19 protein-coding genes and 1 pseudogene are annotated in these 15,632 nt (G+C 48.9%); 16 read left to right on the top strand and 4 right to left on the bottom strand.

Going from position 1 to position 15,632, the window contains the following annotated elements; all coding sequences use genetic code 11:
* Positions 1-5 precede the first annotated feature (5 nt).
* The 3 genes from fba (at position 6) to FAH67_RS11960 (ending at position 2,127) form a co-directional block, all read left to right on the top strand.
* A complete protein-coding gene (gene fba, locus FAH67_RS00275; protein ID WP_003680118.1) occupies positions 6-1,070 on the top strand; it encodes a class II fructose-bisphosphate aldolase in 1,065 nt (354 codons plus the stop codon).
* 128 nt (positions 1,071-1,198) lie between these two features.
* Positions 1,199-1,921 (top strand): glycosyltransferase family 2 protein, encoded by a 723-nt coding sequence (locus tag FAH67_RS00270; RefSeq protein ID WP_003680120.1) that lies wholly within the window; start codon positions 1,199-1,201, stop codon positions 1,919-1,921.
* Positions 1,885-2,127, top strand: a complete 243-nt coding sequence (locus tag FAH67_RS11960; protein ID WP_232500807.1) for a hypothetical protein — start codon at positions 1,885-1,887, stop codon at positions 2,125-2,127. Before FAH67_RS00270 ends, FAH67_RS11960 begins: the two co-directional genes overlap by 37 nt.
* Before the next feature lie 3 nt (positions 2,128-2,130).
* Here FAH67_RS11960 and FAH67_RS11650 read toward each other — a convergent pair.
* Together FAH67_RS11650 and FAH67_RS00265 are read right to left on the bottom strand one after the other, a co-directional pair.
* Positions 2,131-2,238 (bottom strand): annotated as a pseudogene (locus FAH67_RS11650) (IS5/IS1182 family transposase); the annotation flags it as partial.
* 52 nt (positions 2,239-2,290) lie between these two features.
* On the bottom strand, positions 2,291-3,967 hold the full coding sequence (locus FAH67_RS00265) for a formate--tetrahydrofolate ligase (RefSeq protein ID WP_003680125.1): 1,677 nt from the start codon (positions 3,965-3,967) through the stop codon (positions 2,291-2,293).
* Positions 3,968-4,145: 178 nt separating this feature from the next.
* Between FAH67_RS00265 and FAH67_RS00255 the strand changes: the two genes are divergently transcribed.
* Positions 4,146-4,577, top strand: coding sequence for an EamA family transporter (locus FAH67_RS00255; RefSeq protein WP_003680126.1), 432 nt, complete (start codon positions 4,146-4,148; stop codon positions 4,575-4,577).
* 74 nt (positions 4,578-4,651) lie between these two features.
* On the opposite strand, the gene FAH67_RS00250 is transcribed toward FAH67_RS00255, so the two are convergent.
* Entirely contained in the window at positions 4,652-5,794 is a 1,143-nt protein-coding gene (locus FAH67_RS00250) for an extracellular solute-binding protein (protein ID WP_003680128.1), read from the bottom strand.
* 308 nt (positions 5,795-6,102) lie between these two features.
* Here FAH67_RS00250 and rpsT point away from each other — a divergent pair, with 308 nt between their 5' ends.
* The 12 genes from rpsT (at position 6,103) to lpxH (ending at position 14,402) form a co-directional block, all read left to right on the top strand.
* Complete coding sequence (gene rpsT, locus FAH67_RS00245; RefSeq protein ID WP_002212556.1) at positions 6,103-6,366, top strand: 30S ribosomal protein S20; 264 nt, start codon at positions 6,103-6,105, stop codon at positions 6,364-6,366.
* Positions 6,367-6,534: 168 nt separating this feature from the next.
* Positions 6,535-7,674 (top strand): phospholipase A, encoded by a 1,140-nt coding sequence (locus FAH67_RS00240; protein ID WP_003680129.1) that lies wholly within the window; start codon positions 6,535-6,537, stop codon positions 7,672-7,674.
* Between the two features lie 148 nt (positions 7,675-7,822).
* On the top strand, positions 7,823-8,524 hold the full coding sequence (locus FAH67_RS00235) for a DUF502 domain-containing protein (protein ID WP_003680130.1): 702 nt from the start codon (positions 7,823-7,825) through the stop codon (positions 8,522-8,524).
* A 64-nt stretch (positions 8,525-8,588) separates the two neighbouring features.
* Positions 8,589-10,397 (top strand): aspartate--tRNA ligase, encoded by a 1,809-nt coding sequence (aspS, locus tag FAH67_RS00230; RefSeq protein ID WP_003680131.1) that lies wholly within the window; start codon positions 8,589-8,591, stop codon positions 10,395-10,397.
* A 238-nt stretch (positions 10,398-10,635) separates the two neighbouring features.
* Positions 10,636-11,493 (top strand): PIG-L deacetylase family protein, encoded by an 858-nt coding sequence (locus tag FAH67_RS00225; RefSeq protein ID WP_003680134.1) that lies wholly within the window; start codon positions 10,636-10,638, stop codon positions 11,491-11,493.
* On the top strand, positions 11,487-11,894 hold the full coding sequence (locus tag FAH67_RS12355) for a hypothetical protein (RefSeq protein WP_003680136.1): 408 nt from the start codon (positions 11,487-11,489) through the stop codon (positions 11,892-11,894). Before FAH67_RS00225 ends, FAH67_RS12355 begins: the two co-directional genes overlap by 7 nt.
* Positions 11,895-11,942: 48 nt before the next feature.
* Positions 11,943-12,152 (top strand): hypothetical protein, encoded by a 210-nt coding sequence (locus tag FAH67_RS12350; protein WP_003680138.1) that lies wholly within the window; start codon positions 11,943-11,945, stop codon positions 12,150-12,152.
* Positions 12,133-12,441, top strand: a complete 309-nt coding sequence (locus FAH67_RS00215) for a hypothetical protein (protein WP_081451152.1) — start codon at positions 12,133-12,135, stop codon at positions 12,439-12,441. Before FAH67_RS12350 ends, FAH67_RS00215 begins: the two co-directional genes overlap by 20 nt.
* Entirely contained in the window at positions 12,419-12,745 is a 327-nt protein-coding gene (locus FAH67_RS00210; RefSeq protein ID WP_232500809.1) for a filamentous hemagglutinin, read from the top strand. The genes FAH67_RS00215 and FAH67_RS00210 overlap by 23 nt, the downstream gene beginning before the upstream one ends.
* Positions 12,746-12,775: 30 nt before the next feature.
* Positions 12,776-13,132, top strand: a complete 357-nt coding sequence (locus tag FAH67_RS00205) for a hypothetical protein (protein ID WP_198400921.1) — start codon at positions 12,776-12,778, stop codon at positions 13,130-13,132.
* Positions 13,083-13,538 (top strand): hypothetical protein, encoded by a 456-nt coding sequence (locus tag FAH67_RS00200; RefSeq protein ID WP_039863762.1) that lies wholly within the window; start codon positions 13,083-13,085, stop codon positions 13,536-13,538. The genes FAH67_RS00205 and FAH67_RS00200 overlap by 50 nt, the downstream gene beginning before the upstream one ends.
* Positions 13,539-13,691: 153 nt before the next feature.
* A complete protein-coding gene (gene lpxH / locus FAH67_RS00195) occupies positions 13,692-14,402 on the top strand; it encodes a UDP-2,3-diacylglucosamine diphosphatase (protein ID WP_415881245.1) in 711 nt (236 codons plus the stop codon).
* A 71-nt stretch (positions 14,403-14,473) separates the two neighbouring features.
* On the opposite strand, the gene serB is transcribed toward lpxH, so the two are convergent.
* On the bottom strand, positions 14,474-15,304 hold the full coding sequence (serB, locus tag FAH67_RS00190) for a phosphoserine phosphatase SerB (protein WP_039863764.1): 831 nt from the start codon (positions 15,302-15,304) through the stop codon (positions 14,474-14,476).
* Positions 15,305-15,632 lie beyond the last annotated feature (328 nt).

The raw sequence follows: 15,632 nt of genomic DNA, 5'->3' as shown, positions 1-15,632 counted from the left end.
TCCTCATGGCACTCGTATCCATGCGCCAATTATTGGACCATGCAGCCGAAAACAGCTACGGCCTGCCCGCATTCAACGTCAACAACCTCGAACAGATGCGCGCCATCATGGAGGCGGCCGACCAAGTCAACGCCCCCGTTATCGTTCAAGCATCCGCCGGCGCGCGCAAATACGCGGGCGCGCCGTTTTTGCGCCACCTGATTTTGGCGGCAGTCGAAGAATTTCCGCACATCCCAGTCGTGATGCACCAAGACCACGGCGCATCGCCCGACGTGTGCCAACGCTCCATCCAACTGGGTTTTTCTTCGGTAATGATGGACGGCTCGCTGCTCGAAGACGGCAAAACCCCTTCTTCTTACGAATACAACGTCAACGCCACCCGTACCGTGGTTAACTTCTCCCACGCCTGCGGCGTATCCGTCGAAGGCGAAATCGGCGTATTGGGCAACCTCGAAACCGGCGAAGCCGGCGAAGAAGACGGCGTAGGCGCAGCGGGCAAACTTTCCCACGACCAAATGCTCACCGGCGTCGAAGATGCCGTACGTTTCGTTAAAGATACCGGCGTTGACGCATTGGCTATTGCCGTCGGCACCAGCCACGGCGCATACAAATTCACCCGTCCGCCCACAGGCGACGTATTGCGTATCGACCGCATCAAAGAAATCCACCAAGCCCTGCCGAACACCCACATCGTGATGCACGGCTCCAGCTCCGTTCCGCAAGAATGGCTGAAAGTCATCAACGAACACGGCGGCAAAATCGGTGAAACCTACGGCGTGCCGGTTGAAGAAATCGTCGAAGGCATCAAACACGGCGTGCGCAAAGTCAACATCGACACCGACCTGCGCCTCGCCTCCACCGGCGCCATCCGCCGCTTCATGGCAGAAAACCCATCCGAATTCGACCCGCGCAAATACTTGAGCAAAACCGTCGAAGCCATGAAACAAATCTGTCTTGACCGCTATCTTGCGTTCGGCTGCGAAGGTCAGGCAGGCAAAATCAAACCGATTTCTTTGGAAAAAATGGCAACCAAATACGCCAAAGGCGAATTGAACCAAATCGTTAAATAATCCGTATATCGGATTCACACTAAGGCCGTCTGAAAACTTGGCAATAAGGTTTCAGACGGCCTTAGCTTTTGGGAAATTTATAGTAAAATCTTCCACCGACCACACATCAAAACACATCGAAAGCAAACATGAAACTCGCCGTTATTTTGCCGGCCTATTGCGCCGAAGCTTATTTGCCCGAATGCTTGGATTCGGTATTGAATCAAACATTCCGCAACTTTTTCGTCATCGCCATCAACGATGCTTCAACAGACAAAACCGGCGAAATCCTCAAGGCTTACGCAGCCAAAGATTCACGTTTGCAGGTTTTCCACCTTCCGGAAAACAAGGGCGAGCCGTTTGTCTGCCAATTTGCCATGGATATGCTCAAAGACGTAGAGGTCGAATATGTGGCACGAATGGACGCGGACGATATTTGCGCCTTGGATCGTTTTGAAAAACAGATTCAATTCTTAGACAGCCATCCTGAAATCGATATTGTCGGCAGCCAAGCCACCATCTTTTTCGATGACCAAACCGGAAGAGAACCCTTTTTAAGCGACCTCCCCCTGCTCGACAAAGACATTAAAGCCTTTTTCTCCTTTGCCGCTCAAAACATGTTCAACCCCACCACCATGTGGCGGCACGACAGCATTAAAAACCTTGAGATAAACTACACCGCGACAGAAACCGCGCCCGATTTCCATATGTGGGTGCAATGTGCCCTACATGGCAAAACCTTTGCCAACCTGCCCGAGTCTTTGTTGTCTTACAGGATACACACAGCTCAAGAAAGCAAAAAAAAGACAAAATCAACCGATCCGTCCAATACACCATGGAATTGTGGTTCAGCCACCTTTTCCCTGAATTGAACCCAGTAAAAGTCACCCTCTTAAGCCGAATCTTGCATGAAAAGAAACTGAGTTTAACCACCGAAGAGCTGAAAACCATTTTTGCCGCTTATGACAGAATCAGCAAAGACCGCAGCATTTCATTGTTTGGCGAAGACCGCAATACAATGTTCGACATGATAGACAATTTCTTCAATCTCTTAAAAAGCCGGTTGAAATTCACTTAAATCATATAGTGGATTAAATTTAATCCAGTACGGCGTTGTCTCGCCTTGCCGTACTATTTGTACTGTCTGCGGCTTCGTCGCCTTGTCCTGATTTAAATTTAACCCACTATAAAAGGCCGTCTGAAACCTCGTTTCAGACGGCCTTTATCTATTTCAATCTAAATCAGAACAAGCCGTGAATCACGCCTTCTGCGTCCACATCGATTTTCTCGGCGGCCGGAACTTTCGGCAGGCCCGGCATTTTCATCATATTGCCGCACAACGCAACGATGAAGCCCGCGCCGGAAGAAACGGTAATACCGCGCACGGTAATGCGGAAGCCTTCGGGGCAGCCCAAGAGTTTGGCGTTGTCGCTCAAAGAATATTGGGTTTTCGCCATACAGACCGGCATTTTGTCCAAACCCAGTTTTTCCAGCGAGGCGATTTCGGCAGACGCTTCCGCGCTGAAATCGACATCTTCCGCGCCGTACACTTTTTGGGCAATCGCACGGATTTTGTCTTTAATGCTCAATTCGACATCGTAGGCGAAACCGAAGTTATTGGTTTGACTTTCAATGGCATTGACGACTTTGCGCGCCAAATCCGCGCCGCCCGCGCCGCCTTTGCCCCACACTTCGGTCAGGGAAACTTCAACGCCGTGTTCCGCGCAGACTTTTTCAATCATGGCCAACTCGGCATCGGAGTCGGACACAAAGCGGTTGATGGCAACCACCACAGGCAGGCCGAATACGTTTTTCAGGTTGGAAATGTGTTTCAGCAAATTAGGCAGACCTTTTGCCAAGGCATCGAGGTTTTCTTCGCCGAGGTTGGCACGCTCCACGCCGCCGTTGTATTTCAAAGCGCGGACAGTAGCCACGACAACAGCCGCATCAGGTTTCAAATCCGCCAGACGGCATTTGATGTCGCAGAATTTTTCCGCGCCCAAATCCGCGCCGAAGCCTGCTTCGGTTACGGCATAATCGGCAAGGTGTTTTGCCAGTCGGGTGGCGGTAACGGAGTTGCAGCCGTGGGCGATGTTGGCAAACGGGCCGCCGTGTACAAATGCCGGAGTACCTTCAATGGTTTGTACCAAATTAGGCTTAATCGCATCTTTGAGCAAAGCCGCCATTGCGCCGTGGGCTTTCAAATCTTTGGCGTAAACGGGGCCGCCGTCTTTGGCGTAGGCGACAAGGATGTTGCCCAAACGCTCTTTCAAATCACTGATGTCTTTGGCAAGACAGAATACCGCCATCACTTCGGAGGCAACGGTAATATCGAAGCCGTCGGGACGCATCACGCCGTCAACAGGTTTGCCCATACCGTCGATGATGTTGCGCAACTGGCGGTCGTTCATATCGACCACGCGCCGCCACAGCACGCGTTTGGGATCGATGTTCAACCCGTTGCCTTGATAGATATGGTTGTCGAGCATGGCGGCAAGCAGGTTATTCGCCGCACCGATGGCGTGGAAGTCGCCGGTAAAGTGCAAATTGATGTCTTCCATCGGCAAAACTTGGGCATAGCCGCCGCCCGCCGCGCCGCCTTTAACGCCGAACACCGGCCCCAAAGAAGGCTCGCGCAGGGCAATCACCGAGTCTTTGCCGATATGGCGCAATGCGTCCGCCAAACCGATGGTTACAGTGGTTTTGCCCTCACCCGCAGGAGTCGGGTTGATGGCGGTAACCAAAATCAATTTACCTTGTTTTTGCGGCAGCTTGAATGCTTCGGCAGGATTGATTTTGGCTTTGTAATGACCATAGGGCTCGATGTTGTCCACGTTCAAACCCAGCTTGGCGGCAATTTCGCCAATCGGGCGCATGGTGGAGGATTGGGCGATTTCGGCATCGGTTTTGAAGCTCATGATTTTCCTTTATTGAGAGAGGGAAAGGCCGTCTGAAACAATACAATAAAGACGGCTGGAAGAAAAAGAATATTAGTTCTATTATAGCGTTTTCCAAAGACAAACCGCAGTGAAAATTTCGATATTTCATCAACAAGCGGATTCATATTGTCAACAATTTGAAACAAAGGAATAAAATATGAGCAGCAACGCATGGCTGTTTTGGGCATTGGCATCGGCAGGCTTCGCCTCATTGACCGCCATTTTCGCCAAAATGGGTTTACAGGGCATAGATTCGGATTTCGCCACCTTTATCCGCACCTTGGTCATCCTCGCCGCTTTGGTATTGTTTTTAACCTACACCGGCAAATGGCAGGGCGTGAACGGCTTTACCGGCCGCAACTGGACATTCCTCATCCTATCCGGCCTCGCTACCGGCGCATCTTGGCTCGCCTACTTCAAAGCCCTGCAACTGGGCAATGCCTCGCAAGTCGCCCCCGTCGACAAATTCAGCCTGGTCTTGGTCGCCCTGATGGCCGTCGTTTTCTTAGACGAACGCCCAAGCACGCAGGAATGGATAGGCTTAGGCTTGGTAACCGCAGGCGTATTGACTTTGGCTTTGAAACGATAAAGATTGGGACATCAAAAAGGCCGTCTGAAAAATTTCAGACGGCCTTTGCTTTACTTCAAACAATCAGCTCAATATTAATTTGAACCGACTTTGATTTTTTGCCACAAGTTGACAGACAGTTTTTTCGCATCCGCGCTCATTTGAGGCATAACGAAACCGTCTTTCATGTCTTGCTCGTTCGGGAAAATAGAACGTGTGTTCACCAGCTCAGCAGGCATTTTTTCGCGCGCAGGTTTGCTGGCCGGTGCGAAGGTTACGGCAATACCGTTTTTCGCAGCCACTTCGGGATCAAGCGTGTAGTTGATGTATTTGTGGGCATTGGCGATGTTTTTCGCATCGGCCGGAATCAACCAAGATTCAATCCAAAAGCCCATGCCTTTCGGAGTCAACACTTCGATGCCGACATTATTCTTCACTTCTTCAGAACGCGCTTTGGCCAAGTTCAAGTCGCCGCCGTTACCTGCCGCCAAGCAGATATCGCCGCGCGCCAGCTCGTCAATGATGGAAGGGCTGAAACGTTTGACATCCGGACGGATAGACTTCAACACTTCCGCCGCCGCCTTCAAATCTTCAGGATTCGAGCCTTTGGGGTCTTTGCCCAAGTAGTTCAGCAAAATCGGGAACATTTCGCTCGGGGTGTCCCACAGGGCGATGCCACAGGATTTCAGCTTGTGGGTGTATTCGGGTTTGAACAGCAAATCCCAGCCGTTTTCGGGCAGCTTGCCGCCCAAAAGCTCCTTACCCTTCGCCGTAATCGCAATCGTATTCACGCCGGAGAAATAAGGAACGGCGTATTGATTGCCCGGGTCGGCGGTTTCCAACATCTTCAGCAATTCAGGGTCGATGTTTTTGTAGTTAGGAATCAGATCCTTATTGATTTTTTGGTATGCACCTGCCTCAATTTGGCGCGGCAGGAAGGCAATACCGGGTACAACCAAGTCATAGCCGGATTTGCCGGTCAGCATTTTGGCTTCCAGCGTTTCGTTGTTTTCATACAAATCGTAAGTCAGCTTCAAATTGTTGGCTTTTTTGAAGTCTTCGACTGTACTTTCGTCAACGTAGTTTGACCAGTTGTAGATATTCAAAGTATCGGTAGCGGCTGCCTCGGCATTGGCAGCAGGCGCGCTGCCTGCTTGAGGTTGCTCGGCTTTTTTCTCGCCACCGCCGCACGCGGCCAAAGACAATGCGGCCAATACGGCTAATACAGATTTTTTCATACGGGCAGATTCCTGATGAAAGAGTGGTTAATGTCAATAAATAAGAAACCCTGCACCCCATAAACACCCCGGTGCAGAGTTAGGCTATTGTAATGGAAACGTAAGCAAACGAAAAGCAATATCCATCTGATTTTTATTGAAATAAGACAAAGCAACATCATCTTTTTCCCAAAAGCGTTGCACCGGCTGTCGTTTTTGGGCAAAATACGGCTGATTTGCGCGCGTTTATAGAGAAAAAGCTTGCATACAAGGAAATCTGTCTTTAAAATTGCGCGTTTACAGAATTTATTTTTCAGGAGATATTCAATATGGCAAACAGCGCACAAGCCCGCAAACGTGCCCGCCAGTCGGTTAAACAACGCGCCCACAACGCCAGCCTGCGTACTGCATTCCGTACCGCTGTGAAAAAAGTGTTGAAAGCAGTTGAAGCCGGCGACAAAGCTGCTGCTCAAGCAGTTTACCAAGAATCCGTTAAAGTCATCGACCGCATCGCTGACAAAGGCGTATTCCACAAAAACAAAGCAGCCCGTCATAAAAGCCGTCTGTCTGCTAAAGTAAAAGCTTTGGCTTAATACTGACGCAGATGCCGGAAATCCTGACAACCAAAGCAGGATAATCGAGCTGATACGATGCCCCTGAGGTCTTGCCTTTCAGGGGCATTGCCGTATCCACAGCCCAAACCGACTAAATAAAACCATTTACCCTCTCATCAGGCCGTCTGAAAAATAACGGAAACTCTCATGAACAAGATGTTGAAACATTCCCTAAGTATCGGATTCATTGCCGCCGCTCCACTGGCCGCCGCCGATACCGCCCTACACTGCACCACCATTCAAGACAATGCCACCCGTTTGGCGTGTTACGACAACATCTACTCGGCGCAACTCCCCCCTCAATCCCCACTGCCGCAAGCGCAAACCGAAACCGCCAAAACATCGGTTGACCTCGAACAAAGCGTCCGCAAGAGCATTGAGAAAAAAGAAGCGGCCATCGTATTCGACAACCCTACCCATCCGAATATTTCAGATGACGTATTAAGCGAAACTGCCGACAGCTACACGCCTTTAAGCCTGATGTACGATTTGGATAAAAACGACACACGCGGCCTGTTGAGCGTACGCGAGCACAACCCTATGTACCTCATGCCCGTTTGGTACAACAGCAGCCCCAACTACTACCCGGAATCCCCCAGTCGCGGCGTAACCACGCAGGAAAAATTCAGCGAACAAAAACGCCTCGAAACCAAAATGCAGGTTTCCTTCAAAAGTAAGATTGCCGAAGATTTATTCAAAACCCGTGCCGACGTATGGTTTGGCTATACCCAAAAATCCGACTGGCAAATCTTCAACCAAGGCCGCAAATCCGCACCGTTCCGCAACACCGACTACGAGCCTGAAATCTTCATTACCCAACCCGTTAAAGCAGACCTGCCTTTCGGCGGCAAACTGCGTATGGTTGGCGCAGGTTTTGTTCACCAATCCAACGGTCAAAGCCGCCCGGAATCTCGATCATGGAACCGCGTTTATGCCATGGCCGGCATGGAATGGGGAAAGCTGACCGTTATTCCTAGAGTCTGGATGCGCGCCTTCGACCAAAAAGGAGATGACGACGACAATCCGGACATCAACAAATACATGGGCTACGGCGACTTAAAAGTCCAATACCGCTTCAATGACAAACAAAATGTTTATTCCGTCCTGCGTTATAACCCGAAAAGCGGACGCGGTGCCATTGAAGCTGCTTACACCTTCCCACTCAAAGGAAAACTCAAAGGCGTTGTCCGCGGCTTCCACGGCTACGGCGAAAGCCTGATTGACTACAACCACAAACAAAACGGCATCGGCTTCGGCCTGATGTTCAACGACTGGGACGGTATCTGATTTTCCCCTATATTGTTTCAGACGGCCTTTGCAATCAAAGCGGCCGTCTGAAACAACAAAACAAGCCATTCGTTTAAAATACTCGTTTCCTAGCGCCCAAACGCGTATAATGCGAAGTTTGGGCAAAACTTGCCGGAATGAAACAAAGATGACAGAAGCCGCAGCCGAAAGCGGAAAAATCGCCAAGGCTTTAAAGAAATACCTGATTACAGGCGTACTGGTTTGGTTGCCGATTGCCGTAACCATCTGGGCGATGACCTACATCATATCCGCCGCCGACAGACTGATCAGCCTATTGCCGGAAAGCTGGCAGCCCCAGCATTTCTGGGGATTCAACATACCCGGTTTGGGCATTGTTGCCGCTACCGTCGTCTTGTTCGTTACCGGCGTATTTGCCGCCAACGTTTTAGGCAGACGGATTCTCGGCGCGTGGGACAGCCTTTTGGGACGCATTCCCGTCGTCAAATCCATCTACTCCAGCGTTAAAAAAGTTTCCGAATCCCTACTCTCCGACAGCAGCCGCTCGTTCAAAACCCCCATACTGGTTCCCTTTCCACAACCGGGCATTTGGACGATAGCCTTTGTTTCCGGCCATATCCCTGACAAACTCAAAGGCAGCCTGCCGCAAGATGACGACTATATTTCCGTTTACGTCCCAACCACGCCCAACCCGACCGGCGGCTATTACATCATGGTTAAAAAAAGCGACGTTCGCGAGCTGGACATGAGTGTGGATCAGGCATTGAAATATGTAATTTCGCTGGGCATGGTCATGCCGGACGACTTACCGGTTAAAGCCCTACCCGCCCAAAAGCCGTCTGAAGACGGTGATACCGAACATAACAATTAAGGTCTTCTTTTTTCAGACGGCCTTTCCTTCTTTTTCAAATTGAACAATATAAAAAGGTGATTTTATGCGTACCAACTACTGCGGCCTGATCAGCGAGCAATACTTAGACCAAACCGTTACCGTCAAAGGCTGGGTACACCGCCGACGTGACCACGGCGGTGTGATTTTTATCGACCTGCGCGACCGCGAAGGCATCGTTCAAGTCGTTATCGACCCTGACACGCCCGAAGCATTTGCCGCTGCCGACTCCGCCCGCAACGAATACGTCTTGAGCATTACCGGCCGCGTACGCAACCGTCCGGAAGGTACAACCAACGACAAAATGATTTCCGGCAAAATCGAAATCCTTGCCAAAGAAATCGAAGTCTTGAACGCTGCCGCCACGCCGCCGTTCCAAATCGACGACGAAAACATCAGCGAAAACGTGCGCCTGACCAACCGCGTTATCGACCTGCGCCGTCCGGTGATGCAACGCAACCTGCGCCTGCGTTATCAAGTCGCTATGGGCGTTCGCCGCTACTTGGACGCGCAAGGCTTCATCGACATCGAAACGCCAATGCTGACCCGCTCCACTCCGGAAGGCGCGCGCGACTACCTCGTGCCGAGCCGCGTTCATCCGGGCGAATTTTTCGCTCTGCCGCAATCTCCGCAATTGTTCAAACAACTGCTGATGGTGGCCGGTTTCGACCGTTACTACCAAATTACCAAATGTTTCCGCGACGAAGACTTGCGTGCCGACCGCCAGCCGGAATTCACCCAAATCGACTTGGAAACCTCGTTCCTGAACGAGGATGAAATCATGGACATCACTGAAGGCATGGCTAAACAAGTCTTCAAAGATGCTTTGAACGTAGATTTGGGCGACTTCCCACGCATGCCTTACTCTGAAGCCATGTTCTACTACGGCTCTGACAAACCGGATATGCGTATCGACTTGAAATTTACCGAGCTGACCGACCTGATGAAAACGGAAGAGTTTAAAGTTTTCCGTGGCGCAGCCGATATGAAAGGCGGCCGCGTGGTCGCCCTGCGCGTACCGAACGGCGCGAAATTCAGCCGCAAAGAAATCGACGAATACACCAAATTTGTCGGCATCTACGGCGCGAAAGGTTTGGCATACATCAAAGTGAACGATGTCGGCAACCTTTCCAACGGCGAAGACAGCGGCCTGCAATCTCCAATCGTGAAATTCCTGTCCGAAAACGCCCTGAAAGAAATTATTGCGCGTACCGGCGCGCAAAACGGCGACATCATCTTCTTCGGCGCAGACAAAGCCAAAGTCGTGAACGAAGCCATCGGCGCATTGCGTATCAAAGTCGGTTTAGAACACGGCGCGGAAAACGGCTACTTCACAGACGAATGGAAACCTTTGTGGGTTGTCGATTTCCCGATGTTCGAATACGACGAAGAAGCCGACCGCTACGTTGCCGTACACCATCCGTTTACCGCGCCGAAAGAAGGCCATGAAGACCTGATGGTTTCCGACCCTGCAAACTGCCTGGCCCGTGCCTACGACATGGTGTTGAACGGCTGGGAAATCGGCGGCGGCTCTATCCGTATCCACCGAGCAGACGTACAAGAGAAAGTGTTTGCCGCGCTGAAAATCAGCCCCGAAGAGCAACAAGAGAAATTCGGCTTCCTCTTGGACAACCTGAAATTCGGTGCGCCTCCGCACGGCGGTTTGGCATTCGGCCTCGACCGTCTGGTTACCCTGATGACCGGTGCCGAATCTATCCGCGACGTGATTGCCTTCCCGAAAACCCAACGCGCCCAATGTCTGCTGACCAACGCGCCTAATGTGGTCGACGACAAACAACTTCGCGAGTTAAGCCTGCGTCTGCGTCAGAAAGCAGTTGAAACAAAAGAAGCATAATTTACCGGCTTAACCTTTAAAATATTAAGGCTGTCTGAAATTTTTGAAATTTCTTTCAAATCTTTCAGACGGCCTTTCTACATTTTGTTCGTTTATATATAATCAACCTGAAAACTGTTTTATTTTAAACGTTTACTTCAGTGACGTTAGAGTATTAAAAACAACCGTTTGTAAGAAAAACAAACAAATAGTCTTCGCAAGCAATATCATAGCTGTTATACAATAAAGGAACCTGACAATGTTTCTAATACTAACGGGGCTGATACTGACTTTTTTTGTTATATTGTTTATTATTACTTCAATTATTCATAAAAAACAGTTTGCCTACAACACACACCAAGACTATAACTATCCCTCCCTTCCCTCTACCGCGCATGCTACCCTCAAGGGTGGCAGCCTGACTTTGCCCGCCACTATCAGCGGGCAAGATACCGTTATTGCCAAAATCCGTATCAAATCCACTTGGACAGGATTGCTGGTATTGCCTTTTGTGGAAACCATTTCATCTAAGGGCAAATGGAAGCAATATTTCGAATACGGTGCAAAAGGCGTGCGCTATATCAATCTGAGTGATACCTTCTCCGACAGCGATAAAACCATCCGCCTGGAAGGCAAATACCTGACCTTGCCCGATCAAGAAATCGAACTCTCTATTTATCCGCGTGAAAACCTCGACGGCAAAAAAATCCTTGTCCTCGCCCCCCATGCTGACGATGCCGAATTAAGCGCATACGGTTTGTACGAAAAACACGCCGCCAATTCAATGATCTGCACCTTAACCGCCAGCGAAGGTGGCAGCTTCCACTATGGCAACCTTTACGGCACATACGACTGCGACACCCAGGCACAATATCTGCAAAAAGGCAGGATGTGCGTTTGGAACAGCCTGACCGTTCCCCTTTTAGCCGGTGTGCCGTCTGAAAACATCCTGCAACTGGGCTACTTCGACAGCACATTGACCGCCATGCGCCAAAATCCGGAAAAAGAGATTAAATCGACCAAAATCGATACGACCGACGTCGATATTTTCCGCCGTGCCAACACCTCCCCATTGGCGAACACCTCAAGCCCGGTTCGACTTGGAACAGCTTGGTAGACAACCTTGGTTATCTGATAGAAACGTTCCAGCCGGATATTATCGTGACGCCGTCTCCCAACATCGATGCGCATCCCGACCACCAACATAAAATGGGTAACGGCTGGTCGGTTGATACCAGTAATCACAGTCGTGGGGGAATTACAGCAAGCGTTTCCTTAAAAGATTGGGTAAACAATCAAAAACAAAATGGCATTGCCCCAATCAGAAAAGCACGTTTCTATGGTACAGCCACAAATGTGAAGAATGATTACGCCGATGTTTTACAGAAAAACGGCTATACCTATACGGGTGCAGACGGCAAAACTTATAACAGCGGAGCCTACTCAATCGTGCATAATAAGGATTTTGTGAGGAACAAATGGATACCTTTCTTGCTAGGAACCAATGACACCACATAAGGTGCATGTAAGGGATTGTGCTATTCGCACAGTTCATATTCTGCAGAAGTGCCCGAACAGTACCAAAGGGATAAGAATGGGGATATTTTTGAGAAAAATGGCGAACCTGTTTTAACGGAAACTTGGAAAGATTATAAGTTAATATGGAGCGAACCGACCGAAAAAGATGAAAATGGTAAATACATCAACAAATATATTCCTAAATTAATCAACCCAAACAAACCAAATGGAGAAAAATATGAAGAAAAACCATTTTAATATAGCATTACTTTTTGTTTCCACCATGATGCTAACAGGATGTTTTGGTCATTGTGCGGATTTTAATTGCACGAGACTTAATCCACGCTGGGTGAAATCAGTTCATAATTGTCGATCAAATAACTATAAAGTTGTGTTATCGGCAATAGGAAGTAAATTTAACTATCAATCAACAAGCCAAGTTCAAGATAGTGACATTGGGCAACATATTTCTGGACAATGTACTTACTATGATGGCAGATACGATGTTCGCAAAGATAAGCAGTATGGACATTTGTTTGCAAAATGATTACGCCGATGTTTTACAGAAAAACGGCTATACCTATACGGGTGCAGACGGCAAAACTTATAACAGCGGATCCTATTCGATTGTGCATAATAAGGATTTTGTGGGGAACAAATGGATACCTTTCTTGCTAGGAACCAATGACACCACACAAGGTGCATGTAAGGGATTGTGCTATTCGCATAGCAGTTATTTTGCAGAAGTTCCTGAAAAAGGTACAAAAGAATGGGATGATTATGTTGAAAAATGGGGCACACCAGAAAAAGGGCAGATGGTAAATATATCAATCATGCTATTCCAAAATTAGTCAATCCCAATAATCCGAATGGAGAAAAATATGAAACAAATCCTTTTTAAATATTTTATGCTAATTACTTGTGTTTTTGTATTAAGCAGTTGTGGTTATTTATTATCATTTGGGCAGTTAATGTTTGATGGCAGTTGTGCAGATTGGAATTGCTCCAAGCATACTCAAAGATGGACACAAGCAGTTCATGCTTGTTATGACTTAAACTTTGAAATTGCCAAGCAAAAATTGGGTTACGAAAATTTAGAAGAAGTACAGGACAGCGAAATTGGACGAAATATTTATAATCAATGCGTTCAAAATGCTGGTAAATATGACATTCGCAAAGATAAGCAGTATGGTCATTTGTTTGCAGACTGCGCTGGCCGCCATCGAAGCCCTGCGTAAAATCGATTACCGCCGTGGCAATCTGTTTTTGCACACCATACATTACCTGAGCGACGACTTCCCTATCGGCAAAGTAGGTTCTTCCCTCAGCCTGCCGCCGCCATCCGAGCAACCGTTTTACTTCCAAAGCATCTATTCCCATCCTTTGGATAAAGAGGAGCAAAACCGCAAACTCCTCGCCCTTGATGCCATGAACGACATCCGCCCCAATTCGGACGGCTATATGCGTTGGAGCACCATGATATTCAAAGGCTTAAACAAACTGCGGCACCACATCCTCCATCTCGACAAAGACCTGGTCAATCGCTTTGTCCGCAGCAACGAATTCTTCTATACCGTCCCCATTAGCGACTTGTACAAAGAAGAGACGCTGAAACAAATCACCTATCAGGGCAAAGCCCAATAAGCCACAAAGGCCGTCTGAAAAGATGTTTCAGACGGCCCTTATCACACCAAATCAAAACAATAAAATCACCGCATTACAAACGAAAAACACCAAGCCCAAATCCAAACGCGGCAACCCAAGTTATAATAAAACCCTTCCCACACGTCCCACATCATCATGCCGATTTACTTCATCGCCGATTTGCACCTGAGCGAATCCCATCCTCAACTGACCGCACTCTTCCAAAAATTTATCCAAGAAAAAGCCGTTCACGCCCAAGCCGTATACATTCTTGGCGATCTTTTCAATTTTTGGATCGGCGATGACGAAAACAGCCCTTTGGTTCAAACCATCAAACAAACCATCCGCAGCCTGACCGAGCGCGGCATTGCCTGCTATTTTATCCATGGCAACCGCGACTTCCTCATCGGTAAAACCTTCGCCCGCGATACCGGCATGACCTTACTGCCCGAGTACGCCGTTATCGACCTGTTCGGCACACCCACCCTGCTCTGTCACGGCGACACCCTCTGCACCGACGACCATTCTTATCAAAAATTCCGCCGTACCGTCCATCAAAAATGGCTGCAACGCCTGTTCCTGCTCCTGCCGCTCACACTCCGACTGAACATCGCCACCAAAATCCGTAAGCAGAGCAAACAGGACAAGCAACACAAAACTGCCGACATCATGGACGTCAATCCAACCTTTACCCACGAAACCGTCCAACGCTTCCACACGCCCCTGCTCATCCACGGCCATACCCACCGCGAAAACATTCATTGCAACGCCAGTTACACCCGCATCGTACTTGGCGACTGGCGCGACAATTACGCCTCCATTCTCGAAGCCGATACTGAAGGCTACCGTTTTATCGCCTTATAAAACATCAGGCCGTCTGAAAACCGGTTTCCCGATTGTTCAGACGGCCTGACTGACAAACATCCTCAAACAGTTTACGCAAACCAACCGCGTATCCGTTCCAAACCACCAAAGCGCACACACGCATCCGCATTCGCTTCGGTTTTCGGTTTCGCCCGATAAGCAACGCCGAATCCAGCTTCCAATATCATCGGAATATCGTTCGCACCATCACCCATCGCCACCACCTGCCACGAAGCCAAACCCAGTCGCTCACGGTATTCACGCAACAAATCCGTCTTAGCCTGCGCATCGATAATCCGTCCTTTCAGACGGCCTGTCAGCTTGCCGTTTTCCACTTCCAACACATTCGCAAAATGGAAATCCAAACCCAAACGCCGTTGCAGGCGTTCCGTAAAGAACGTAAACCCTCCCGACACCAGCATAAACTTCACATCATTCCGTTTGCACTCTGCCAACAAAAATTCCGCGCCCGGCGACAGCTGCAACATATTCTCGTACACCTCTTCCAACACGCGCTCGTCCAAACCGGCCAGCAAAGCCACACGCTTACGCAAAGACTGCTCAAAGTCCAGCTCGCCGCGCATCGACTGCTCCGTAATCGCAGCCACCTGATCTTTCAGCCCAACACCGGCCGCAATCTCATCTACACACTCAATCGTAATTAGCGTTGAATCCATATCGCTGACAATCAGTCCCAAATCAGCAAAAGCCACATCCGGCAACAGCGCGCCATCTATCTGCTGCGCAATCAACGCCGCACGCATCTCGTCCGTCAATTCAAAATCATCATCAACCGGCACGCGCAACACCGACTTCTCTGATGGCGCAGACACCAAACCGCCAAATGCCGACCAGTCGCAAGCACCCAAATCCCCATGTTGCAACACCAAAACTTTCTTCATCTCATTCTCCTCATACCCCAAAACATTTACAAACATATCGGGTACACATTCAGCCTAAAACAACGAAACCGTATTTTGCAAAGGCCTTAAAAAACCAAAACAGCATTATAGCTGAACAACTCCGGCAATTTTCAGACGGCCTGTAAACAATTCAACTAGAGCTACCAATACCAATCCCTGCATCAATTAAACAAGTAATTGCTCAAAAATTTGATTTAGGACAAGCTGTTTGAAAAACTTTGCAAGCAACAGATAACTTGTTGTTGCTTTTTCTTAGAACCCGTATTCACAAACAACTATTTGATAAATTTTAATATTTGTGAAATAG

Source organism: Neisseria flavescens (assembly GCF_005221285.1).
Classification (GTDB): domain Bacteria; phylum Pseudomonadota; class Gammaproteobacteria; order Burkholderiales; family Neisseriaceae; genus Neisseria; species Neisseria flavescens.
This window is presented reverse-complemented; position numbering and strand designations above follow the sequence as displayed.

Excerpts from the sequence above, each read along its gene's own strand:
- rpsT (WP_002212556.1), top strand. The coding sequence starts at position 6,103 with ATGGCAAACAGCGCACAAGCCCGCAAACGTGCCCGCCAGTCGGTTAAA.
- FAH67_RS11960 (WP_232500807.1), top strand. The coding sequence starts at position 1,885 with ATGGAATTGTGGTTCAGCCACCTTTTCCCTGAATTGAACCCAGTAAAA.
- fba (WP_003680118.1), top strand. The coding sequence starts at position 6 with ATGGCACTCGTATCCATGCGCCAATTATTGGACCATGCAGCCGAAAAC.
- FAH67_RS00240 (WP_003680129.1), top strand. The coding sequence starts at position 6,535 with ATGAACAAGATGTTGAAACATTCCCTAAGTATCGGATTCATTGCCGCC.
- FAH67_RS00215 (WP_081451152.1), top strand. The coding sequence starts at position 12,133 with ATGAAGAAAAACCATTTTAATATAGCATTACTTTTTGTTTCCACCATG.
- FAH67_RS00265 (WP_003680125.1), bottom strand. The coding sequence starts at position 3,967 with ATGAGCTTCAAAACCGATGCCGAAATCGCCCAATCCTCCACCATGCGC.
- FAH67_RS00210 (WP_232500809.1), top strand. The coding sequence starts at position 12,419 with ATGGACATTTGTTTGCAAAATGATTACGCCGATGTTTTACAGAAAAAC.
- serB (WP_039863764.1), bottom strand. The coding sequence starts at position 15,304 with ATGAAGAAAGTTTTGGTGTTGCAACATGGGGATTTGGGTGCTTGCGAC.
- FAH67_RS00225 (WP_003680134.1), top strand. The coding sequence starts at position 10,636 with ATGTTTCTAATACTAACGGGGCTGATACTGACTTTTTTTGTTATATTG.
- FAH67_RS00270 (WP_003680120.1), top strand. The coding sequence starts at position 1,199 with ATGAAACTCGCCGTTATTTTGCCGGCCTATTGCGCCGAAGCTTATTTG.
- FAH67_RS00205 (WP_198400921.1), top strand. The coding sequence starts at position 12,776 with ATGAAACAAATCCTTTTTAAATATTTTATGCTAATTACTTGTGTTTTT.
- aspS (WP_003680131.1), top strand. The coding sequence starts at position 8,589 with ATGCGTACCAACTACTGCGGCCTGATCAGCGAGCAATACTTAGACCAA.
- FAH67_RS00235 (WP_003680130.1), top strand. The coding sequence starts at position 7,823 with ATGACAGAAGCCGCAGCCGAAAGCGGAAAAATCGCCAAGGCTTTAAAG.
- FAH67_RS00200 (WP_039863762.1), top strand. The coding sequence starts at position 13,083 with ATGGTCATTTGTTTGCAGACTGCGCTGGCCGCCATCGAAGCCCTGCGT.
- FAH67_RS00250 (WP_003680128.1), bottom strand. The coding sequence starts at position 5,794 with ATGAAAAAATCTGTATTAGCCGTATTGGCCGCATTGTCTTTGGCCGCG.
- FAH67_RS00255 (WP_003680126.1), top strand. The coding sequence starts at position 4,146 with ATGAGCAGCAACGCATGGCTGTTTTGGGCATTGGCATCGGCAGGCTTC.